The sequence below is a fragment of the Synechococcus sp. RS9909 genome, assembly GCF_014279595.1.
Taxonomy (GTDB): domain Bacteria; phylum Cyanobacteriota; class Cyanobacteriia; order PCC-6307; family Cyanobiaceae; genus Synechococcus_C.
On sequence record NZ_CP047943.1, the window covers coordinates 1,268,198 to 1,286,578 of the forward strand.

General features: G+C 61.1%; 31 protein-coding genes. 15 read left to right on the top strand and 16 right to left on the bottom strand.

All coding sequences use genetic code 11. The features are described from left to right. The first annotated feature begins 233 nt into the window (after nt 1-233). Nucleotides 234-422 carry a hypothetical protein gene (locus tag SynRS9909_RS06345; protein WP_007102618.1) on the top strand — a complete coding sequence of 63 codons (189 nt, stop codon included), beginning with the start codon at nt 234-236 and terminating at the stop codon, nt 420-422. Next, nucleotides 422-943, top strand: coding sequence for a hypothetical protein (locus SynRS9909_RS06350; RefSeq protein ID WP_007102617.1), 522 nt, complete (start codon nt 422-424; stop codon nt 941-943). Before SynRS9909_RS06345 ends, SynRS9909_RS06350 begins: the two co-directional genes overlap by 1 nt. Before the next feature lie 63 nt (nt 944-1,006). Here SynRS9909_RS06350 and SynRS9909_RS06355 read toward each other — a convergent pair whose 3' ends face one another. Then, complete coding sequence (locus SynRS9909_RS06355) at nt 1,007-1,237, bottom strand: Nif11-like leader peptide family RiPP precursor (protein WP_071933969.1); 231 nt, start codon at nt 1,235-1,237, stop codon at nt 1,007-1,009. A 53-nt stretch (nt 1,238-1,290) separates the two neighbouring features. Here SynRS9909_RS06355 and SynRS9909_RS06360 point away from each other — a divergent pair, with 53 nt between their 5' ends. Next, entirely contained in the window at nt 1,291-1,764 is a 474-nt protein-coding gene (locus tag SynRS9909_RS06360) for a multidrug efflux SMR transporter (RefSeq protein WP_255479249.1), read from the top strand. Next, nucleotides 1,764-2,114, top strand: a complete 351-nt coding sequence (locus SynRS9909_RS06365) for a multidrug efflux SMR transporter (RefSeq protein ID WP_050752537.1) — start codon at nt 1,764-1,766, stop codon at nt 2,112-2,114. The genes SynRS9909_RS06360 and SynRS9909_RS06365 overlap by 1 nt, the downstream gene beginning before the upstream one ends. Here SynRS9909_RS06365 and SynRS9909_RS06370 read toward each other — a convergent pair. Further along, on the bottom strand, nt 2,091-3,239 hold the full coding sequence (locus SynRS9909_RS06370; RefSeq protein WP_007102614.1) for an aromatic ring-hydroxylating dioxygenase subunit alpha: 1,149 nt from the start codon (nt 3,237-3,239) through the stop codon (nt 2,091-2,093). The genes SynRS9909_RS06365 and SynRS9909_RS06370 overlap by 24 nt on opposite strands. Before the next feature lie 396 nt (nt 3,240-3,635). After that, nucleotides 3,636-4,367, bottom strand: coding sequence for a type 1 glutamine amidotransferase (locus tag SynRS9909_RS06375; RefSeq protein WP_007102612.1), 732 nt, complete (start codon nt 4,365-4,367; stop codon nt 3,636-3,638). Between the two features lie 245 nt (nt 4,368-4,612). Between SynRS9909_RS06375 and SynRS9909_RS06380 the strand changes: the two genes are divergently transcribed. The 3 genes from SynRS9909_RS06380 to SynRS9909_RS06390 are packed head-to-tail and all read left to right on the top strand — an operon-like array spanning nt 4,613 to nt 6,123. Beyond that, on the top strand, nt 4,613-4,774 hold the full coding sequence (locus SynRS9909_RS06380) for a hypothetical protein (protein ID WP_007102611.1): 162 nt from the start codon (nt 4,613-4,615) through the stop codon (nt 4,772-4,774). Further along, nucleotides 4,771-5,025, top strand: a complete 255-nt coding sequence (locus SynRS9909_RS06385; protein ID WP_007102610.1) for an IS1182 family transposase — start codon at nt 4,771-4,773, stop codon at nt 5,023-5,025. Before SynRS9909_RS06380 ends, SynRS9909_RS06385 begins: the two co-directional genes overlap by 4 nt. A gap of 48 nt (nt 5,026-5,073) precedes the next feature. Next, nucleotides 5,074-6,123, top strand: coding sequence for a transposase (locus SynRS9909_RS06390; protein WP_007102609.1), 1,050 nt, complete (start codon nt 5,074-5,076; stop codon nt 6,121-6,123). Nucleotides 6,124-6,451: 328 nt separating this feature from the next. Here the strand turns inward: SynRS9909_RS06390 and SynRS9909_RS06395 are convergent, their stop codons facing one another. Then, nucleotides 6,452-6,877, bottom strand: a complete 426-nt coding sequence (locus SynRS9909_RS06395; protein WP_007102608.1) for a type II toxin-antitoxin system VapC family toxin — start codon at nt 6,875-6,877, stop codon at nt 6,452-6,454. Nucleotides 6,878-6,882: 5 nt separating this feature from the next. Beyond that, a complete protein-coding gene (locus SynRS9909_RS06400) occupies nt 6,883-7,176 on the bottom strand; it encodes a type II toxin-antitoxin system Phd/YefM family antitoxin (protein WP_038001398.1) in 294 nt (97 codons plus the stop codon). A gap of 424 nt (nt 7,177-7,600) precedes the next feature. Between SynRS9909_RS06400 and SynRS9909_RS06405 the strand changes: the two genes are divergently transcribed. Together SynRS9909_RS06405 and SynRS9909_RS06410 are read left to right on the top strand one after the other, a co-directional pair. Beyond that, entirely contained in the window at nt 7,601-7,996 is a 396-nt protein-coding gene (locus SynRS9909_RS06405) for an Arc family DNA-binding protein (RefSeq protein ID WP_007102606.1), read from the top strand. Next, nucleotides 7,996-8,226, top strand: coding sequence for a PIN domain-containing protein (locus SynRS9909_RS06410; RefSeq protein ID WP_162858336.1), 231 nt, complete (start codon nt 7,996-7,998; stop codon nt 8,224-8,226). Before SynRS9909_RS06405 ends, SynRS9909_RS06410 begins: the two co-directional genes overlap by 1 nt. A gap of 8 nt (nt 8,227-8,234) precedes the next feature. Here SynRS9909_RS06410 and SynRS9909_RS06415 read toward each other — a convergent pair whose 3' ends face one another. The 5 genes from SynRS9909_RS06415 to SynRS9909_RS13990 all read right to left on the bottom strand — a co-directional run bounded on the left by SynRS9909_RS06415 (nt 8,235) and on the right by SynRS9909_RS13990 (nt 9,708). Further along, nucleotides 8,235-8,660 carry a HEPN domain-containing protein gene (locus SynRS9909_RS06415; RefSeq protein ID WP_007102605.1) on the bottom strand — a complete coding sequence of 142 codons (426 nt, stop codon included), beginning with the start codon at nt 8,658-8,660 and terminating at the stop codon, nt 8,235-8,237. After that, entirely contained in the window at nt 8,653-8,982 is a 330-nt protein-coding gene (locus SynRS9909_RS06420) for a nucleotidyltransferase domain-containing protein (RefSeq protein WP_007102604.1), read from the bottom strand. Before SynRS9909_RS06420 ends, SynRS9909_RS06415 begins: the two co-directional genes overlap by 8 nt. Nucleotides 8,983-9,046: 64 nt before the next feature. Beyond that, nucleotides 9,047-9,181 (bottom strand): hypothetical protein, encoded by a 135-nt coding sequence (locus SynRS9909_RS13980; RefSeq protein ID WP_007102603.1) that lies wholly within the window; start codon nt 9,179-9,181, stop codon nt 9,047-9,049. Nucleotides 9,182-9,289: 108 nt separating this feature from the next. Then, a complete protein-coding gene (locus SynRS9909_RS13985) occupies nt 9,290-9,514 on the bottom strand; it encodes a PIN domain-containing protein (RefSeq protein WP_007102602.1) in 225 nt (74 codons plus the stop codon). Next, nucleotides 9,511-9,708, bottom strand: a complete 198-nt coding sequence (locus SynRS9909_RS13990; protein ID WP_007102601.1) for a hypothetical protein — start codon at nt 9,706-9,708, stop codon at nt 9,511-9,513. Before SynRS9909_RS13990 ends, SynRS9909_RS13985 begins: the two co-directional genes overlap by 4 nt. A 205-nt stretch (nt 9,709-9,913) precedes the next feature. Between SynRS9909_RS13990 and SynRS9909_RS06430 the strand changes: the two genes are divergently transcribed. Both SynRS9909_RS06430 and SynRS9909_RS06435 read left to right on the top strand, forming a co-directional pair. After that, nucleotides 9,914-10,114, top strand: a complete 201-nt coding sequence (locus SynRS9909_RS06430; RefSeq protein WP_007102600.1) for a hypothetical protein — start codon at nt 9,914-9,916, stop codon at nt 10,112-10,114. A gap of 138 nt (nt 10,115-10,252) precedes the next feature. Next, nucleotides 10,253-10,399, top strand: coding sequence for a hypothetical protein (locus SynRS9909_RS06435; RefSeq protein ID WP_162858335.1), 147 nt, complete (start codon nt 10,253-10,255; stop codon nt 10,397-10,399). 261 nt (nt 10,400-10,660) lie between these two features. Here the strand turns inward: SynRS9909_RS06435 and SynRS9909_RS06440 are convergent, their stop codons facing one another. After that, nucleotides 10,661-10,822, bottom strand: a complete 162-nt coding sequence (locus SynRS9909_RS06440; protein ID WP_162858278.1) for a hypothetical protein — start codon at nt 10,820-10,822, stop codon at nt 10,661-10,663. Nucleotides 10,823-10,874: 52 nt separating this feature from the next. After that, nucleotides 10,875-11,267, bottom strand: a complete 393-nt coding sequence (locus SynRS9909_RS06445; RefSeq protein ID WP_007102597.1) for a hypothetical protein — start codon at nt 11,265-11,267, stop codon at nt 10,875-10,877. Nucleotides 11,268-11,601: 334 nt separating this feature from the next. Here SynRS9909_RS06445 and SynRS9909_RS06450 point away from each other — a divergent pair, with 334 nt between their 5' ends. Further along, a complete protein-coding gene (locus SynRS9909_RS06450; protein WP_007102595.1) occupies nt 11,602-12,123 on the top strand; it encodes a hypothetical protein in 522 nt (173 codons plus the stop codon). A gap of 112 nt (nt 12,124-12,235) precedes the next feature. Here the strand turns inward: SynRS9909_RS06450 and SynRS9909_RS06455 are convergent, their stop codons facing one another. Next, complete coding sequence (locus SynRS9909_RS06455) at nt 12,236-13,342, bottom strand: DMT family transporter (protein WP_007102594.1); 1,107 nt, start codon at nt 13,340-13,342, stop codon at nt 12,236-12,238. A gap of 101 nt (nt 13,343-13,443) precedes the next feature. Between SynRS9909_RS06455 and SynRS9909_RS06460 the strand changes: the two genes are divergently transcribed. Then, entirely contained in the window at nt 13,444-14,202 is a 759-nt protein-coding gene (locus SynRS9909_RS06460) for a MauE/DoxX family redox-associated membrane protein (RefSeq protein WP_007102593.1), read from the top strand. On the opposite strand, the gene SynRS9909_RS06465 is transcribed toward SynRS9909_RS06460, so the two are convergent. After that, nucleotides 14,180-14,521 carry a DUF1345 domain-containing protein gene (locus tag SynRS9909_RS06465; RefSeq protein WP_162858334.1) on the bottom strand — a complete coding sequence of 114 codons (342 nt, stop codon included), beginning with the start codon at nt 14,519-14,521 and terminating at the stop codon, nt 14,180-14,182. The two genes, SynRS9909_RS06460 and SynRS9909_RS06465, sit on opposite strands and share 23 nt — an antisense overlap. A 97-nt stretch (nt 14,522-14,618) precedes the next feature. Here SynRS9909_RS06465 and SynRS9909_RS06470 point away from each other — a divergent pair, with 97 nt between their 5' ends. After that, the gene (locus tag SynRS9909_RS06470) at nt 14,619-14,867 is read left to right on the top strand and encodes a Nif11 family protein (RefSeq protein ID WP_007102591.1); all 249 of its coding nucleotides are present in this window, start codon (nt 14,619-14,621) and stop codon (nt 14,865-14,867) included. A 27-nt stretch (nt 14,868-14,894) separates the two neighbouring features. Further along, nucleotides 14,895-16,553, top strand: coding sequence for a GMC oxidoreductase (locus tag SynRS9909_RS06475; protein WP_007102590.1), 1,659 nt, complete (start codon nt 14,895-14,897; stop codon nt 16,551-16,553). On the opposite strand, the gene SynRS9909_RS06480 is transcribed toward SynRS9909_RS06475, so the two are convergent. Further along, a complete protein-coding gene (locus tag SynRS9909_RS06480) occupies nt 16,534-16,791 on the bottom strand; it encodes a DUF2811 domain-containing protein (RefSeq protein WP_007102589.1) in 258 nt (85 codons plus the stop codon). The two genes, SynRS9909_RS06475 and SynRS9909_RS06480, sit on opposite strands and share 20 nt — an antisense overlap. A gap of 395 nt (nt 16,792-17,186) precedes the next feature. Then, nucleotides 17,187-18,317: a sirohydrochlorin chelatase gene (locus tag SynRS9909_RS06485; protein ID WP_007102588.1), complete on the bottom strand. Its 1,131-nt coding sequence runs from the start codon at nt 18,315-18,317 to the stop codon at nt 17,187-17,189. Between the last annotated feature and the right edge of the window lie 64 nt (nt 18,318-18,381).

An 18,381-nucleotide genomic window follows, 5' to 3' on the forward strand; every position in this document is an offset into this window, starting at 1 on the left:
ATTGCTGAACCGCGCCTGTCGGTGCTTCAGCGAACCTCCTGCACGCAACCGTAGAAACGGCCATGGCGCCCGTCAGCTGATGAGGCGCACTACGGGTCGACCGATCAGCCCTGCTTGCTGGCGTTGTCACCGCCGCAGTGTCGTTTTGCGCGCTCTGGGATCAGAAGATCTCGCGTTAATCCATAGATTTCGTCCAGCTGCGTACACTTGTGTACAAGTTATGAATTGATGGCATGGACGCCAAGCGCTGCACCTCCAGTCGGGAGGGCAAGGTGCTCCTCTCCTGCTGGATCACACCCGAGTTGCGCATGGAACTCGATCGCATCTGGGCCGCCAAGGGCCATCGTCCCCATGGCCGCACCCAGAAGGGGATGGAGGAGGTGCTCTTCCGCTACCTGGCCTCAGAAGCGAGCCAGGGTTGATGGGCCGGGCGACTCCCTATCAGCCGTCTCTCCTGCGTTTGCTGCATGGCGTCACGGCGTTGTTTGTGCCGCTGGCCTGGCTGAGCGGATTGGTGGTGTTGATCAATCACGACGGTCGATGGCTGCAGCTGCCAGCCGTTCCGGGCGATTGGATTGATGTGCATGGAACGATCGGTGTGCTGCTGTGGCCCGTGGCGCTGCTGTTGGCGCTCTATGCCTTCACTGCTGGTCGGGCCCGATTGCGCCACCCGGCCAATGCTGCGGTGTTGATCGGGCTGCTGCTGGCGATCGGCAGCGGCAAATTGATGGATGAGGACTGGTTGCGAACCGGTGAACTGGAGCATTGGCCTTATCACCTGCATCTTCTGGCGTGGATGATCATCAGTGGCGCTGTGATCTGGCACGTCGGTGATGTGGTGCGACGCGGCGGTTTGCCCTTGGCAGGTTCCATGGTGAAGTTGACCGTGCGCGAATCAGATCGTCCGCGCCACTGGCCAAAGCAGCTGCTGCAACGGCGTTGATGCCATCTCAATAGGTGAGAGCTTACATGCTAAGTGATTTTGTTGAGGCCTGGTGTCGGTTGGTTAGTGTAAAAAGCATTCAAAAATATCTGTTTGAGGAACGTTCTGGCTACCGGCAACACGCTCCAGGTCCACCTCCGAAATCTCTGATTGAGTCTTTTTGAGGTCAGCGGTTGAAATCGCAAAGCTTGCAGTCTTGGCAATCACGACCACGGCGTCGGCATCCTCAGCTGCCTTCAGCTCCGCATCAGCATTGACGGCTTCCAGGAAAGCTTTGAGTTGTTCTTCTGAGATCGCCTGGAATCAGTGGAGCACAAAGACGAACTTTTTATACGTGCATAACTGTTGTGTCTGCGCTCATCATGGTCGTGATGGCAAAGCGGCTGAGGGGTGACTCCGGCTCGGGTCGGGCGGCTTCGCATGTAAGATTCAAAGAATTATCTCTATCTATGGAAAGCGAGCCACAGAGCCAACCGCAGGCGAGGCGGCGATGGGGTGCACTGTTCGAATTGTTTCTGGCAATCGCAGCGGAGCAGATCGGGACCTCGGCTATGAAGGCATCGAATGGCTTCACGCAATTGCCACTTACCGTGCTGGCTCTTGCAGGCTACGCCCTCTCCATGCTGTGGTTCGGGAGAAGCATGCGGGTTCTGCCCATGGGATTCGCCTATGCGCTTTGGGTTGGTGTTGGCATGGTGGTGGCGAGTGTTTCGGGTGTTTTTCTTTTTTCAGAGGCTTTAACGCCTTCTGTCTTCCTTGGCTTGATGTTCGTTTTTGTTGGAATTCTTGTTTTGAACTCAAGTCAACAGGAGGCGGCCTGATGTTGCTTGGTTACGCCGTTCTGATTGCCGCCATTCTTTTTGAGAATATTGGCACGACCGCGTTAAAGGGCTCCAATGGCTTTAAGAGGCCAGTCCTGGGTTCTGTCGCGGTCCTGGGATACATCCTGTCGTTCGCTTTTATGGGGCAGGCCTTGGCAAGGCTGCCCCTTGCAATTGCCTATTCCATCTGGTGTGGCCTCGGTATGTCTGTTGTGACCCTGACGGGAATTCTCGTTTATAAAGAGAAATTTGGATGGAAGGTTGCTCTTGGCTTGCTTCTCATCTTCTCAGGAGTCATGATCTCGAACTATCATGGTTTGGTGGAGTCAATGCCAGGAGTCGGAAGGTGATTTGGGACTGTTCAGCTCAGGGATGAGTTTTCGGAGCAAGTCGTGATGTTCCCGCAACGCTTTTTCAGAGTCTCCGAGCAGCCCATGTTCCCAATAGTTCGACGCAGTGGCCTGATAGTGCAGTTCGCAGACATGTTTGTCCTCCAGCATTACCTCCGCATCGATTGCTGTTGATGTTTCCCTGGCGAGTGTCATGCTCTCGCTTTCTCCGTCGTACTTGTACGTCGCTCCCGTCATCACCGAGGTCTGCGCGTCGAGCGGAATAGAGCGGTAGAAGCCTGCTGATTCTGGATAAAAGACAAGCACGGAGACTGGAAACAGGCCGATGTAAAGCCAGGCTTGTGGAATGGAGCGGAAGGGCTCCGGGTGTTGCTCCACCAGCTCTCGGTAGCGCTGATTCAACTCTCGCCTTGATGGGTTCTCGTTGAAGGGGCCTCGGATGCGATGGGTTCCATCAATCCATGGACCTTCCTCGTAGCGACGTCCGTAGAGATCGGTGAGGCCCGGATGGGCAGTGGGGCAGTGGTAACACTCGTTGTCGACGTCGACCATTGCTTTCCAGTTCACCGGTGTGATCGGGCTGGTGTACAGGCCATCGGTTGGTTCGAGTGATTCCAGCGGGTAAACACTGAGCTCGTCCTCGTGTCGCGCCATCATTTCCGCGATCGAGCCCTGCGGCCCAGGTTCAAACCGCAGAAATAGGAAGCCTCGCCAGATCTCTAGCTCCAAGGGCTTCAGTGCCCAGGTGTTGCTGTCCAGATCAGGGAATTTTTCTGGCTGGGAAACTTTCTTAAGCTCTCCTTCCAATGTGTAAATCCAGGCATGAAATGGACACATGATGGCGCCACGACAATGCCCCTGGTCCCCTTCCACCAGCCTTGAGCCCCGATGCCGGCATGTGTTGTGAAAGGCGCGAATCACAGCGTCCTGACCCCGCATCACCAGGGCTCGTTCACCCAGGAGCTCAAAGCTCAGCCAGTCTCCAGGCTGCTTGAGATCGTTGGCGTGACCGACGACATGCCAATGATTAAGAAAAACCTTCTCTTTCTCCAGTTCTAGTAACCGTGCGCTGCGGTAGCTCCAGGCCGGGAGTCCGTCGCGATTCCAGGTGCTTGCCGATGTCATGGTTCGATTCGACTCAACCACTGATAGCAAGCGCGGAGCTGATTGACCTGATCTGACATGGGTCCGCAGGGCGACTCGAGACGTTCCAACCCGGTGAATTGATCTTTTGCAAGGGAGGTTGCTTCAATGTGTGATTGCCAGCATGTTGACAGCAGTGTGATCGATAATCTGTCAATCGAAGAAGCCAGATGCTGCACCTTTGGCCATGTGATCGCAATCTACTGCCAAAACTGACAACAAGCTGATCCAGTGGCTGGCCGACGATTATGTCTTCGATTCTGGGTCCGACGTGGCAAATTCAATTTGGTGCTTGAGGCTGGCTATCAGGAAACAAGGCACCACCAGGTTGCCCTCGAGGCCATCCGCCAATGGCCGGCGAAACCGGCTCGAGCTGTCTTAGCGGCTCCATTGATCGAGCAGGTTGGAGAAGAGCCTGCGGGCCTGCTGTTCGATCTGGGGGTGCAGCTGGCTCCAGTCCTGAAGCAATTGCTCAGGTCCATCGGCTCCCATCGCGGCGATGACGTAGTCCCGATCCTCCTCAATCCAGCGCTCCAGGCTGGGACCACTCACCTCGAGGTGGCATTGCAGAGCGAAGACATGCTGCGCGATGCGAAAGACCTGCTCGCGGCAGTGCAGGGAGGAGCCCAGCAATGTCGCTGAGGCGGGGAGGCGAATGCGATCGCCATGCCAGTGCAAAACGATTTCGCTTGGGTTCATGCCCCTGAGCACGGGTTCCTGCTCTGCGTTCCTGAGCCAGTGAATGGCGCCGTAGCCGACTTCTCTCAAGGGAACGGGTGGTTCACCGACCCGCAGGGGTTCCACCGAGCCACCTGCGGCGATAGCGAGGAGCTGGGCCCCAAGGCAGATGCCGAGGATCGGTTGTTGCATTTGGTGTCTGCAGCGGAGCCACTCGAGCTCCAGTTGCAGCCAGGGCAGCGGATCGGAGGTGCTCATCGGGCCACCGAGCACCAGGGCGATACTGCCAGGCGTTTCGGTGTGATCCGGTAAGCGATCGCCGCAATCAGTCCGGAACACCTCCACAGCCAGCCCACGCTCAAGTGCCAGATCAGCGATGAGATCCGGTCCCTCACAGTCGAGATGTTGAAGCACCAGCAGTCGATCGACCATCAGGGAAACCAGGCGCCATGACCCGGCCGAAGCCGGCAGGACAATGTCACTGTCGGATGCGCTGTCCAGGCTTGTTTGTTGCCGTTGCTGCAGACCAGGCCCTGATCCTCAGGAGATGGTGATGAAGGGATCAATTGGAGGCTAGGAGCCTGTCGCACATAGATCGGCGCACGCTCCTCTCTCCGCCGCCCCTGAATCCGCCCAGATCCCTGTGACAGCAGGGGCTCTGGGTGAGAGAATGGGGCATGGTGAAACCCAAGTCCTTCCGTCCCTGGAATCCCGAGCAGACCCTGCTGCTGTCACCGTCTCCGGTGGAGTGGCTGCCGGAGAACCACCTGGTGTTCTTCCTGCTGGATCTGTCGGCTAAAAGGATCCGCGCGGGGAGAAGGCCTATGACCCGCGGATGATGGTGGTGCTGCTGCTCTACGCCTACTGCGTCGGGCTGCCCAGCTCCCGCAGGATCGAGAAGGCCTGCTGGGAAGACGCCGCCTTCCGGGTGCTCACCGGCAACCAGCAACCGGACCACAGCCGCATCAGTGACTTCCGCCGTCGTCACCTCGATGCCCTGGCCGGGCTGTTTGTTCAGGTGCTGCGGCTGTGTCAGAAGGCCGGGTTGGTGAGCCTGGGCCATGTCGCCCTCGATGGCACCAAGGTGTAGACGAAGTCTTCTCCGAAGGAGTAAGCCAATGCCAGCAGGCACAAGGCCATGAGCCACGAACGGATGCTCAAAAGCGAGAAGCAGCTTGAGAACGAGATACGGGCGCTGCTGCGCAAGGCCGAGATCCTCGATGCCCAGGAAGACGGTCAGTACGGCAAGGGCAAGCGGGGCGATGAGCTGCCGGAAGAGCTGCAGCGCCGAGCCAGCAGGCTGGAGTGGATCCGCAAGGCCAAAGCGGAGTTGGAGGCAGAGGCTGCTGCCGGTAAGGCACGGCAACGGGAGGAACAGGCAGAGGCGGCCGATCAGGAGGCTGCAGACGCCGAGGCCACTGGCGAGGAGCAGCGCAGCAAGCGGGCCATACGCCGGGCCCGTGCAACCCGCCGGCGAGCAGAGGAGGCCCGGAAGCTGGCGACCTTGAAGGCAGAAGCAGCGGGGCTGGACTCCCCAGTCCTCAACGCAGGTGACGATCCGCTGGCGCTGCCCAGTCGCCAGCTCCCCACCGATGCAGCAGGTGAACCCAAACCTCAGGCCCAGCGCAACTTCACGGATCCAGAGAGCCACATCCTCAAAGGCTCGGGCGGCTGGATCCAGGGCTACAACGCCCAGGCCGCAGTGGATGGGGATCACAAGGTGATCGTGGCGATCGGCGTGAGCAACCAGCCCAGCGACGCGGTGCACCTGCTGCCGATGCTGGAGCGGATCGAGGCCAATATCGGTCAACCTCCCGAGGCCCTGATTGCTGACGCGGGGTACTGCAGCACCGCCAACCTGGAGGCGTGCGAGCAAAGGGGCCTGAAGGCCTACATCTCCACGAGCCGGGAGCAACACGGACAGAGGCCCCAGCCATCGCGGGGACCTGCACCCAGAGATCTCGATGCGAAGGGGCGGATGGATCGCAGGCTCAGGTCCAAAGCGGGTCAGGCGATCTATGCCCTGCGCAAGACGATCGTGGAGCCGGTATTCGGTCAGATCAAGGGCGCCAGGGGACTGGATCGCTTCTGCCTGCGCGGCCTGGAGAAGGTGAACGGGGAATGGGCGCTGATGGCCACCACCCACAACCTGCTGAAGCTGTTCCGGGCCTCGACCGCCCCGGCCTGAGGGCCTGGTTCAGTTCGCTCCAGCTGAGAACAGGTATCCCTGAAGCTCAGGGGCTCCATGTCGACGCTATGGCCCCAGCAAAATGTGCGACAGGTTCCTAGCAGATCCAGGTCGCTGCCCGGTCGCGCCGTCCCGTGAATCACCGAGCCGAACACCTGTAGACGCAGCTCACCCAGGGTTGGAGGAGATAAGGAGTCATCTGCTCATCATCGCGGCTTCTGGCTGCAGTGTCGTCCACATCTGATCGTCCGCACCAGGAAGCCATCGCAGGCCTCGGCCCCCAAGCTGATCGAGATGGTCCACCCGGTGGTGACCGCGGCCTTCACTGTCACGGAAGCACCACCAGTTTCAAGAGCTTGGCGGCCTGATTGAGTCGCCGATCGAAGCAGGCGAAGGTGAGCGGAAGCGCAAACTGCTCATGCAACTGATGGGCGGCTGCAAGCTGCACGCTGTCGTAGCCACGCAGGGCGAAGGCTTCGGAGAAGACTCCAGCTTTTTCGACCAGCGACTGGGTGACATCGGCGATTGCAAAGCCAGGCCAAGCCTGCTCAAACATGGATCTGGCCTGTGCCAATCCAGCTTGATTGGCACCCTTGCAGCGAGTGCGCTGGGCCAATGCGGCCATCGACTCGGCCCAGGTGATTCTGCAAACTGCAATTCCTTCTGAAGCGGAGCGCGCCTTGATCATGCTCTCGCTGTCCTGTTCATCAATGAACAGCTTGAGAAGAGCAGAGGTGTCACAGAAAAGGATCACAGTGTCTAGCCACGATCCTCGATCACAATGTCGCTCATCAGTGGACCACCATCATTCAGCTTGACCGGTGGTGGAATGACAGGGTTCTGACCATTCCAGCTGATCACGCCGGCATTGATCGCGCGCTGCAGCGGGCTCGCTGGAGCTGGTGCAGCTGGCTTCACAGCCGTGATGCGGGCGATCGGTTTGCGGTGTGAGGTGACTTCCACCTCCTCACCGGCCTGAACCCGGCCCAGCCATTCGGAGAGGTGGGTCTTGAGATCCCGCACCGAGACCTGGCTTGCGACTACTTCTGACACGACTGACTCCGCTGATGCGACCACAGTAGGTCTGATTTCGGCGCTCATGCCTCGCCTCCCTCCACCATTCCACTTGCCTGGATCCGCTCCTGGCGGCAGTGTGATTTCACCCCTGGGGTTGGCCCCGCATGAGCTGGCAGGCGTTCGAACGCCTGGTGGATGATGCCGAGAGCGATCGGGAGCTCCGCTGGAACTGTGGCAAGCACCCTTTCCACCTAAGGGGGCGATTCCGATCAAGTCCAGAACCTCCTGCAGGAAGCGCAGACCGAAGTGCAACCCGGCGTTGCTGAGCCCCGCACGCTGCTCCAGATCGCGGTACTCCTCCCAGAGCTCCTTGGGGCGGGCCATGGGGCAGAGGAGCTCGAAACGTGAATTGCGCTGTCAAACTGAAGGGAGATCTCACTCAGCCAGGAGGCCTGGCCCGATGGCCACCCTGACCCTGCACGACGTGCCTGATGCGGTGGTGGCGCGGCTTGAGGAGCGTGCCCGTGCCCATGGCCGCAGCCTCAACCATGAAGTGCTGGCAGCCCTGGAGTGCATCGCCGCCGATCCCAGCCCAGTGGAGCCGCCCGTTCCTCTGCCCGAAGACGCGTTGCACAGCATTCGAGCGACCATGGCCCGCTTCCCTGGTTCTGCGCAAGCGGCGCAGCAGCCCCGTGACCCCGGAGAGGTGAGAGCGGAACTTGATGTGTTGGCGCGGCTGAGAAGTCAGTTCAAGGGGCCACCGCTGACCAGCGAAGAAATCATCGCTGCGATTGGGAGAGACAGCCATCCACCGGAATTGGATCGCTTCGGTTACCGCATCAATCCGGAATCCTGATGCTCGTTGCTGATACCAATGTTCTGATCGAGCTGTTCCTACCGACGCAAAACTCCGCAGCCGTTCAGCAATGGCGCGTTGCAGACAAAGATTGGCGACTGCCGGCTCTCTGGGTTTTTGAATTTCGTCATGTCCTGCTGAAGTATCTGCGTGCAGAACGGCTTGATCTGGATGGGGCCATGGCTGCTCCAGCTATGACGCCGAATTCGTGGTGCTCGCTTAGGAGCTGAGCTGCCCGCTACTGACCTTCGATCGGAAGCTGCTCGAACTGTTCCCTGATCTTGCTGTGAAACCTGGTTCGTAACAGCGGCGCCGGCAGGAGTAGGAACAGCCCGATCACATCCACCGCCGGTGCTGGTTCGCTGGGATCGGGGTAGCGGAAATCAACGGCTGCTAACGACAACCGGTTGAGATCGATCGATGACGCACTCCAGCTTTCATCGGCCTGATGCAAAAGATCAGACAACTCACGCAGGTTATGGACTTTGGGAACAGGTTGTTCCATTCGCATCAGTTCAGCCTTGAACAGCTTCTCGAGGCATTGCTGCAGGTGAAAGCAGACATTGCGTTGATGACCACCTGCATTGATCAGGATCAGGCTGTCGTGCCAGTCATCCTCCGCATAGCGGATCCAGGCCTTCACCAATGGGGTGCATTCAGCCATGAAGGACTTCGCCGTGATCCAGTGCTTCCCGGATGAACGGATCTCCCCATCCATACCGCTGCACGGCTGCTTCCGGTTTGCAGAGCAGCAGGTCCACGGGGAACGACGGCGCTGCCAGCTCCAACATGGTGAGCCGCTGCTCAAGCGAACTCCCCTCAAACGGCATCACCACCAAGATGTCTGCGTCGGAATCCCAGCTCGCCTCGCCCCTGGCCTGCGACCCAAATAGGATCACCTTCTCAGGCGCGAAATGATCCACCAGTCTGTTGGTGAAGGCCAACAGGGCTTCACGGGTCACCAGCGGGCTGGGTGTGGCTGCCATGGCTCCATCATCGCGCGCCTTGCGGGATTTTCACGCAAGCGGTATCGGCTGGAACCAGTCGCCCTCAGGGCCTGATGTCGGTGGCCTCGAGCCGCTCCAGCAGCATCTCGAGTGTGCGGGTCTGACGCTCCAGCTGCAGCAGGAAGCCCCCACTGATCAACGCCAGGATCACCAGCCAGACCGCTGAGGTGATGAGCACCAGCCCAGAACAGACCCCAGGCGCGCTTGTCTTGCTGCAACGCCACCCAGCGGTGCGGCCGGGCGTCGTTGCGGATCAGCTTTTTGCGGCGTTTGACGGGATGGTCCGTCATGGCTTCAGACAGGGCGGGTCAGGCGGTTGAGACGCAGGGGCGCTCACCGAGGCTATGGCTTCAAAGTCGGCGTCGAAGGTGACCAGCACAGCGTTGTGGTGCAGGGCTACTGCGGCTATCAGCAGATCCAGGCTCAGCAACGTGCGGCCGATCTGACGGCAGGCCTGGCCAAGATCGATGGCCCGTTGCCAGAGGTTCTCTGGGGTAGCGAGCAGGGTCATGAACTGAGCTCCTGAGCGCGCCTCCGTTCGCGCTCCTGGTCGGCCTCATAGGTGTCCAACTCCACCCCCCACTCACCGTTGAGAAACTTCTGGGCAATCCGAGCCCTGCGCCGCAGCTGCAAAGCCTCCTCCATCAGACGGCGGATGGCGGGTCCTTTTTTGCGCTCGCCCGTCAGGTCAAGGATTTCGCTCATCTCAGAGTCCGATAGTTCAACGGTGACTTTCGTGGTTCGGGCCTCCCAGAGTCGGACTTTGGGGTCAGCATGGCAGCGCTTGTCAATGCGGTGCCTTCCCAGCTGCCTCCAGGCGGCGGAACTGGCCGGCCGGTTGCTGAATGCTGCATCGATCACAACAGCGTCCGCGAACCGGGCCTAGACAGTTTTGAGACGCCTGAGACTCATGTCTGCTTTTGCTGTTGCCTCCACGCCCCGCGGTTCTTCGATCGAAAGGCTCGACTCCGGTCGCTACCGGGTTTGTGACGTCGATCATCACTGCCGTGAGGTTGAGGACGTCTGGACCGCCTTTGAGCTGGTGCACGGTCAGGAGCTGGAGCTCGAGGGTGCACCGCTCTCCGACACCAATCTCGCCCAGCGCAGCTGATCAGCTCTGCCATTCCCTCTGCCAACGCTCATGTCAGCTCAACGCCTCGGTTGCCTGGGTGACGGATTCACGAATGATTGCTTGATCTGCCAGCTTGGGGATGGACCCATTGCGGAAAGCATGAACCGGAGCAGGTGCTTGGGGTGGACCACCGTCGCTGCGCTGGGCCTGACGCTCTCGATGGCGAGTTACCTGGTGCTCCAGGATGGTGCACTGCCCAGGAAAAAGAAGCCGGTGGCGGTGATCACCAGCAAAGAGATTGTCAAGAAGGCCGGCCGCCAGTGAGCTGAGGGGGTTCAAGGGGCTGCTGGTCTGGCTGTTTGTCCTTCAAAGATCACAGTCAACGCCAGTGCCAATTCGCGTGAGCACGCCTGATTTCTTGTTGATTGTCTCCATCCATTCGGCCGTGCCTAATCCAGAGAGGGTTGACCATCACGCTCCTTGTTGCGCCTTCCTGCAGCGCTTGGTTTGTTGGTGCCAAGACCGATGCTGCCCGTCGATGAGCCCTGCCCCTACTGGTGCTGACTTGTTGATCGACCCGTGAATTCAGAAGTGGGTCCGCTGGGCCTCGGCGCTGTCGCCCCAGAGCTTGCGTTTGGCGGCCTCGGCATCGGCGATGAACAGCCGTGCTTCTGCGCGGTTGGTGCAGGTGCGTGCCCGTTCTTCCAGCTGCATCAACTGCACCAGCTGTTGGGTGGTGGCGGTCATGGTCACCTCCTGGTGTTCCTGCATCAAGGTTAACCCTGGGTTAACCCTCGTGTCAGGGCTCGCTGCCATTGATCTCCCTGAGCAGCTCCTCCAGCAGCTGGCGTTCGTCTGGTGTGGGTTGATTGCGCAGCGGCTGTTCCATTGCCAGATCATCGATCAGGCCGTAGAAGCGCACATCGAACCAGAGCAGGAACAGCTCGAGCGTGAGTGGTTGGGGCCAGTGGCTGGGGTCCTCACACCAGCAGCGCAGCTCCTCTCGAAAGATCGGCAGGACATGCTCTCGCAGGCGCTCCTCTACCGGGCGGTCCTGATCCTGGAGGGGGATCAGATAGAGCGAGGGCTCCAGCTCAGCCAGCATCGTCCCCTCCGGTTCCATTGCATGGGCCCAGGCCCGCATCGGCTCCTTGGCAGAAATGCCGATGGCGCAACGATTCACCACTCCCATGCGCCCGTAGCTGAACCGCGCCTGTCGGTGCTTCAGCGAACCTCCTGCACGCAACCGTAGAAACGGCCATGGCGCCCGTCAGCTGATGAGGCGCACTACGGGTCGACCGATCAGCCCTGCTTGCTGGCGTTGTCACCGCCGCAGTGTCGTTTTGCGCGCTCTGGGATCAGAAGATCTCGCGCTAATCACGTGGTTTCGTCCAGTTCCGTAGACTTGCGTACAAGCAAGGAGTTGATGGCATGATCGCCAAGGGCCATCGTCCCCATGGCCGCACCCAGAAGGGGATGGAGGAGGTGCTCTTCCGCTACCTGGCCTCAGAAGCGAGCCAGGGTTGATGGGCCGGGCGACTCCCTATCAGCCGTCTCTCCTGCGTTTGCTGCATGGCATCACGGCGTTGTTTGTGCCGCTGGCCTGGCTGAGCGGATTGGTGGTGTTGATCAATCACGACGGTCGATGGCTGCAACTGTCAGCTGTTCCGGGCGATTGGATTGATGTGCATGGAACGATCGGTGTGGTGCTTTGGCCCGTGGCGCTGCTGTTGGCGCTCTATGCCTTCACTGCTGGTCGGGCCCGATTGCGCCACCCGGCCAATGCTGCGGTGTTGATCGGGCTGCTGCTGGCGATCGGCAGCGGCAAATTGATGGATGAGGACTGGTTGCGAACCGGTGAACTGGAGCATTGGCCTTATCACCTGCATCTTCTGGCGTGGATGATCATCAGTGGCGCTGTGATCTGGCACGTCGGTGATGTGGTGCGACGCGGCGGTTTGCCCTTGGCAGGTTCCATGGTGAAGTTGACAGTGCGCGAATCAGATCGTCCGCGCCACTGGCCAAAGCAGCTGCTGCAACGGCGATGAGCGATTCAAGGCGGTCAAGTGGTCTGAAAGGCCAGGACGGTCCTGGTCAATTGTTCTATCTCAAGGCCGTTCAGCACTGCGAAGGTCGTTGAGGTATTAGCACTCTTTGTAGTCAGTGTTGGTGACGATGGTGAGCATCGCTCACATGGGAATGGTCGTGCTCCTGTTCTTGATGGAGATGCTCATGAGCATGCCAGAACGGTTGCTCGTCTGCGTTCTCAGGCTCAGAATCAGGCGGATGCTCGTGGTTGTGATGCAGGCTTTCGGCCTGGGGGGTATGACGGTGGCGATGGTTATGACGTTGCGGCGCATGCCGGTGTCTGTGGGTGTGTTCATCGCCAAGCAGAAGCACCACCCCGATGAGCATCAGAGCTGATGCCAGCGTGATGGCAATCGTGAGCGGCACTTGCAACACGACGACGGAAAACAATGCACCTACAAAAGGAGCTGCCGCAAACAGCACCGCTTCTCTGGCCGCCCCCAGATTGCGGAGTGCCAGCAGATCCAGCCAGATCGAGAGGCCATAGCCCAGTGCACCGATCAACAGCAAGAGGGCCATCACCGCAGGCGATGGAAATCGTTCCTGCATGACCATGGCGAGGCCCAGCATGGGAGCGGCTGCACCAAGGGATTTGATCGCGGCGATCTGAAGTGGATTGCGCAGAGTCAGGCGTTGGCTGATGGTGTTGTCGATGCCCCAGGCCAGTGTGGCCACGGTGATCCAGGCGCCGCCTTGCCAGGTGCTGCCAGCCAGTGAACCCTCCGAGAGGATCAGGGCCCCGGCAATGGTCAGGCCCGCGGCGAGAACACCACGAGCGCCGATGTGTTCCCGGCCAAGGAGGACTGCGATCAAGAGCGTGAACACGGTTTCCAGATTGAGCAGGAGCGAGCTGGATGCTGGTGAGAGCAGCGCCAGTCCGTTCACCAGGGCCAATGGGCCGATCACACCGCCAAGAAGGGTCAGGATCACCAACCCTCCCCAGTCGCTTTTTTGCACAGGCGTTTCTTGCGATTGCCCGGCCTTGAGCAGCTGCAGGGGCCAGAGCATCAGTGCCGCACCGCCATAAAGCAGGCCCGCCAGGGTCAAGGGAGAGCCAGTCGCCGTGAGCGTGCTGATCAAGGGAGCACTGCATCCGAACAGCAGGGCAGCGCCGAGGCCAGCCCATTGGCCTCGCGATCGTGCCGTGATCTCAGGACTGGGGCTGATCGTCTTTCGCATCAGTCAGAATGGTGATGTGAGGTCGATGCGATCGGCAATGGCTTCGCTGCGGATGGAGTTTCCACAAGACTGATCCAGCCGTTCCAGACGATCAAGGGCTGATGACACAAGTTTCTCCTGAGAATCGTTCAGCGCTGCGGGATGTTCAGCTCTATCGGATGGACACGCCGGAGCACGCCTGCCCCTGGGGCCTGAAGGCGTTGGCTCTGTTGCAGAGCCAGGGCATTGCCTTTGAGGATCATCCGTTGCGCAGCACTGACGACGTGGAGACGTTCAAACGCACCTACGGCGTGAGCAGCACGCCCCAGGTGTTCAGCGGCCCGGTGCGGATCGGTGGCTACAGCGAACTGGCCGCGCGGTTGGGGGTGAAGGCGGAGGGACCGGAGGTGTCCTATACCCCGGTGATTGCGGTCTTTGTCAGCGCGGCCCTGATGGCCCTTGCCCTTGGCGCAGGCCTGCGCGGCTTCATGGGCCTGGCGATCAGTCTGCTGGCGATGCTCAAGCTGATGGATGTGCCGGCCTTTGCCGCCAGTTTCCTGAAATACGACCTGCTCAGCCAGCGCTGGCGGGCCTGGAGCCGGCTCTATCCAGGGGTGGAGTTGCTGGTGGGGCTGGGCATGCTCATGCAACCGGCGTCCGGTCTGGATGGCCTGGTGGGAGCGGTGGCGGTGCTGTTGGGCGGGATGGGGATGCTGTCGGTGGGCAAGGCGGTGTTCATCGATCACCTCGCCCTCAATTGCGCCTGCGTGGGCGGCAACACGCGCACACCGCTTGGTGTGGTGAGCTTGGCCGAGAACCTGATCATGACCTTGATGGGTGCGTCGCTGTTGTTTGGCGTCAGCTCACCATCAGGTTGGTGACCATGCTGAAGATTGTGGAATAGAAGAGGAAGCTGACGATGGCCTGCACGAACACCACACGTCGGGCAAATCCATCCTCCAGTTCAACATCGCTTATCGCAAAGGTCAGCGCAACGCCGAGATGCAGCTCCAGCCAGGTGGTGAACAGTGCTGCGAAAACAGGCAGATCCGCAAAAGCACGTGGATGGGGAGCAATGGAGCGATGGCTCCCCACCGGAGCAGACGCCATGGAGTGTTCTTTCAAGGTAGGTATTGCCACCAAGGCTGGATGACTTGTTGACGGCCGCCCGAAGGCAGGCGCTTTCAGTGATGCAGGCACGTCATCGCACGACACCTCCAGGGAGCGGCGCCTACCTGGCCCTGCTCCTGCCGATCTCCCTGGAACTTGGTAGACCTATGGGGTATGCACGATCTGCATGAGTGTGGCTGAGCTGGAGCGTTTGGTGGAGGCGGCGGAAACCGATGGGACGGTCCGTCACTCCCTTCGCCAGTGCCGATCGCGACGCGAGCTGGTTCTTGTCGCTCGGAAGCTTGGGTACCGCATCACCCGCATCGATCTTGATCACGCTGTGGAGGCCGATCGCCAGGAACAGCGCATCCGCCGACTCAATGCCCAGTGCACCATCGTGTCGCTGACGGATCCAGCCGACAGTGCTGACAGGTAGAACGGGCTCTGGCGCTGTTGCTGAGCGGTGGATCTGCGGCCCTGGGAGGCGATCGTGGTGGGCTCCGGCGCCACCGGTGGTGTGGCCGCCCTCACCCTGGCCGAGGCCGGAGTGCGGGTGTTGGTCATTGAGGCGGGGCGCTCGCTGTCGGTGCGCGATGCCCTGGGCTTTGAACCGCTCAACAGCCTGCGCCGCTTCAGCGCCCTCAGCAGCGGACGACAGCAACGCCAGGCTCAGCATCCCGGCTACTGGAAGCACAACCCCCAGCTTTATATCGACGAACAGGAGCACCCCTACAGCCATCCGGCCGATCGTCCCTTTCTCTGGACCCGTGCCGATCAGGTGGGGGGCCGCAGCCTCACCTGGGGCGGCATCACCCTGCGGCTTTCAGACGCTGATTTTCAGGCGGCTGAACGGGATGGCGTCGGCAGCAGCTGGCCGATTCGCCACGCCGATCTCGATCCGCACTACACGGCCCTGGAGCAACGGCTCGGCGTGCATGGGCAACGCGATGGCTTTGGCCAGGTTCCCGATGGCTGGGCCCAGCAGGCCTTGTCCTCCACCCTCGAGGAACAGCGCTTTGCTGCCGCCGTGCGAGAGCAGCTCGGCTATCCGTGGATGCCCTCCCGTGGCTTCGCGGCCCACCCAGCCAACGCCAGGACGCGTTGGCCCAGCTCCAGCAGCCCCGGGAGCACCCTGCAGGCCGCTCTGGCGACAGGGCGCGTGCAGCTCCTGAGTGATCACCGCGTCGAGAGCTTCGAGCTCAACCGCCATGGCGACCGCGCTGAAGCGGTGATTGCAATCGATCGGGCCACAGGCCAGCGGCAGCGACTTGCGGCTGAGCAGATCGTGCTCTGCGCCTCCACGATCCAGACCCTGCGTCTGCTGTTGCAGTCAGAAGAACAGGCGGCTGAGGGTCGCGGCTTCATCGATCCCTCCGGGCGACTCGGCGTGGCCCTGATGGATCACGTCTCGACCTGCCGCTTTTTTGCCATGCCGGCAGCAACGCCCGCCGATCCAAGCGCTCACGCGGCGACCCCGGCGGAGCTTTCCGGCGCCGGCAGCTTTTTTCTTCCTTTCGGTCATGAGCTGCCCGACACCAGTGCCGCCCTGCCCCTGCGGGGCTATGGCCTCTGGGGCGGCATCAACCGCTTTGATCCGCCCGCCTGGCTCAAACGGCAGCCCGATTGCCGGCTCGGGTTCCTGATCGGCCACGGTGAGGTGCTTCCGGATCCGGCTAATCGGGTCAGCCTTGAGGGGCCTCTCGATCGCTGGGGCAGCCCCACCGTGCACATCGACTGCCGCTGGCGCCGCAATGAGGAGGCGATGACCCGGCACATGGAGCAGACGATCGCCGCTGCAATCGCTGTTGCCGGCGGCACGATGTTGCCCCTGGTCGATCTGGTCAAGGCCCCCCTGATCGAACCGCTGCTGCGCCAGGCGGTCGCCTTGGCTGATGGTGCCGCTCCCCCCGGCTACTACATCCACGAGGTGGGCGGGGCAGCGATGGCGGCCAACGAAGCCGAGGGTGTGGTGGACCCCTGGAATCGGCTCTGGCGTTGCCCGAATGTGCTGGTGGTGGATGGCGCCTGCTGGCCCAGCTCCGCCTGGCAGAGCCCCACGCTCACGATGATGGCGATCACACGCCGGGCCTGTCTGGCGGCGCTCAGGCCTGGGAGCGACTGAACAGGTCGTCGAGGTAGCGCTCCGTCACAGCCCGATCACTGCAACCGTTCTGGAACAGGAAATGGGCCAGGGCGGAACTCATCAGCCGGTATTGATCCCAGTGGGGGTGATCGCCGATGAACTCCTTCATGCCGCGATAGAGCACTTCGGGAATTTCCGCTTCCATACTCACGTAGGTGGGGGCGTTCTCGGCCGCAGCCGATCCATCCACACAGCGTTCCAAACGATTCCGATCCATTCAGCGCCTCTGGCGTCGGCATGACATGACCCCAGTAGGAAGCCACAGAACGGCGGCGGGCGTCAAAAGCTGACGCAATCGATCACCATCTCCCGATCTTAGGCGAGACTCAAGCGCCCCTCGGCGGGACCTTGGCCGTCGGGTGGTCCTTAATACCTTCGCTAGCTCGGCTTGTCGCCATGTCAAGCCGACCTGGTTCCCGATCCTGCATTTCACAGCCGCTGCACCGGTGAAGCGATCTCAACCCCTGGCCTGGGGAAAACGCTGCACAGGTTGTGGAAACGCGGCGCAAAACCGATGGGGTCGCAAGCTGATAAGCCTTGCTAATGCGAGTGAGTCTCGCGAGACCAGGCCGGGAATGAGAAGGATGAGGGGGCGGGAATCACCGGTTTCCTTCAGGTTTCTGTCGCGTTCCCGTTACCGGAAGCCTTGGCGGGCCCCAGGGTGCTCGGCCCGAGGGGATGGGTCGCGTGGGGGTAGGGGTGGTGGCCATGGCTGTTCTCATGGTCATGGCTGTGCTCATGGTCATGGCTGTGGTCGTGCCCGTGGTCATGGCTGTGGCCACCCAGGGGAATCGGGATGCCATCGGGCTGGCAGGCGCCGGTGCATTCGCGCTCGCACAGATCGCAGCCCTCGGTGAGGCCCTCCACGTGATGGTGATGGCTGGCCTGCGCCAGGCCCACCTCCGCCTCGAAGCCCAGCACCTGGGCCCGGTATTTGCACAAGGAACAGTTCATCACCGCCTCGCCGCCCAGCACCTCCTCCAGCCGCTCCAGAAAGGTGTCGAGCACCAGGGGGTGATCGCCGAGATAGGGCGCCGAGAGGAAGTCGATCTCGGGATGGTCGGCGGCCACCTTGTCGGTGTGCATCCGGATCCGGCTCACCAACACGCCGGAGAAGAGGAAGTAGGGGAACACCACAATGCGGCGGAAGCCCAGACGCACCACATGGCGCAGGCCGGGTTCCACCAAGGGGAAGGTGACACCGGAATACACAGTTTCACCCCAACCGAAGCCGAACCCCTCCACCAGCATCCGCGTCACCTTGGCCACATTCGAGTTGGCATCGGGGTCGGAGGAGCCGCGCCCCACCACCACCAGCAGCGTTTCGGCCAAGGGCAGCGCGGGCTCCGCCTCCAGGGTCTCCCGGATCCGGGCGCCAGCGGCGGCGATCATCAGCCGGTCCACCCCCAGCTCACGCCCGTAGTCGATCGGCAGGTTCCACTCGGCGCTGTAGGTGTTCAACACCGAGGGGATGTCGTTTTTGGCGTGGCCCGCAGCAAACAGCATCGCCGGCACGGCGAGCACCCGCTGCACGCCCTGCTCCCGCAACCGATCGAGGGCATCGCGCAGGATCGGTCTGGCGAATTCGAGGTAGCCGTGTTCCACCGGAATCCCCGACAGCTTCGGGCGCAAGCCTTCGGCCAGCTGGGCGAATTCCTCAACAGCCAGTTTGTTGCGGCTGCCGTGGCCGCAGATCAAGACCCCATAGCCCTTGGCCTTCAGTTCCGATAACGATGGGATCACAACGGGAAAGTTCCTGTTCTGACCCTATCGCCATCAGGTCATCGCTCCAATTTCAGTCCTGGCC

Coding starts and splice junctions, on each gene's coding strand:
- SynRS9909_RS06345 (WP_007102618.1), top strand. CDS start 234: ATGGACGCCAAGCGCTGCACCTCCAGTCGGGAGGGCAAGGTGCTCCTC.
- SynRS9909_RS06350 (WP_007102617.1), top strand. CDS start 422: ATGGGCCGGGCGACTCCCTATCAGCCGTCTCTCCTGCGTTTGCTGCAT.
- SynRS9909_RS06365 (WP_050752537.1), top strand. CDS start 1,764: ATGTTGCTTGGTTACGCCGTTCTGATTGCCGCCATTCTTTTTGAGAAT.
- SynRS9909_RS06370 (WP_007102614.1), bottom strand. CDS start 3,239: ATGACATCGGCAAGCACCTGGAATCGCGACGGACTCCCGGCCTGGAGC.
- SynRS9909_RS06375 (WP_007102612.1), bottom strand. CDS start 4,367: ATGGTCGATCGACTGCTGGTGCTTCAACATCTCGACTGTGAGGGACCG.
- SynRS9909_RS06380 (WP_007102611.1), top strand. CDS start 4,613: ATGGTGAAACCCAAGTCCTTCCGTCCCTGGAATCCCGAGCAGACCCTG.
- SynRS9909_RS06385 (WP_007102610.1), top strand. CDS start 4,771: ATGATGGTGGTGCTGCTGCTCTACGCCTACTGCGTCGGGCTGCCCAGC.
- SynRS9909_RS06390 (WP_007102609.1), top strand. CDS start 5,074: ATGAGCCACGAACGGATGCTCAAAAGCGAGAAGCAGCTTGAGAACGAG.
- SynRS9909_RS06405 (WP_007102606.1), top strand. CDS start 7,601: ATGGCCACCCTGACCCTGCACGACGTGCCTGATGCGGTGGTGGCGCGG.
- SynRS9909_RS06410 (WP_162858336.1), top strand. CDS start 7,996: ATGCTCGTTGCTGATACCAATGTTCTGATCGAGCTGTTCCTACCGACG.
- SynRS9909_RS06415 (WP_007102605.1), bottom strand. CDS start 8,660: ATGGCTGAATGCACCCCATTGGTGAAGGCCTGGATCCGCTATGCGGAG.
- SynRS9909_RS06420 (WP_007102604.1), bottom strand. CDS start 8,982: ATGGCAGCCACACCCAGCCCGCTGGTGACCCGTGAAGCCCTGTTGGCC.
- SynRS9909_RS13985 (WP_007102602.1), bottom strand. CDS start 9,514: ATGACCCTGCTCGCTACCCCAGAGAACCTCTGGCAACGGGCCATCGAT.
- SynRS9909_RS13990 (WP_007102601.1), bottom strand. CDS start 9,708: ATGAGCGAAATCCTTGACCTGACGGGCGAGCGCAAAAAAGGACCCGCC.
- SynRS9909_RS06430 (WP_007102600.1), top strand. CDS start 9,914: ATGTCTGCTTTTGCTGTTGCCTCCACGCCCCGCGGTTCTTCGATCGAA.
- SynRS9909_RS06440 (WP_162858278.1), bottom strand. CDS start 10,822: ATGACCGCCACCACCCAACAGCTGGTGCAGTTGATGCAGCTGGAAGAA.
- SynRS9909_RS06445 (WP_007102597.1), bottom strand. CDS start 11,267: ATGGGAGTGGTGAATCGTTGCGCCATCGGCATTTCTGCCAAGGAGCCG.
- SynRS9909_RS06450 (WP_007102595.1), top strand. CDS start 11,602: ATGGGCCGGGCGACTCCCTATCAGCCGTCTCTCCTGCGTTTGCTGCAT.
- SynRS9909_RS06455 (WP_007102594.1), bottom strand. CDS start 13,342: ATGCGAAAGACGATCAGCCCCAGTCCTGAGATCACGGCACGATCGCGA.
- SynRS9909_RS06460 (WP_007102593.1), top strand. CDS start 13,444: ATGACACAAGTTTCTCCTGAGAATCGTTCAGCGCTGCGGGATGTTCAG.
- SynRS9909_RS06470 (WP_007102591.1), top strand. CDS start 14,619: ATGAGTGTGGCTGAGCTGGAGCGTTTGGTGGAGGCGGCGGAAACCGAT.
- SynRS9909_RS06480 (WP_007102589.1), bottom strand. CDS start 16,791: ATGGATCGGAATCGTTTGGAACGCTGTGTGGATGGATCGGCTGCGGCC.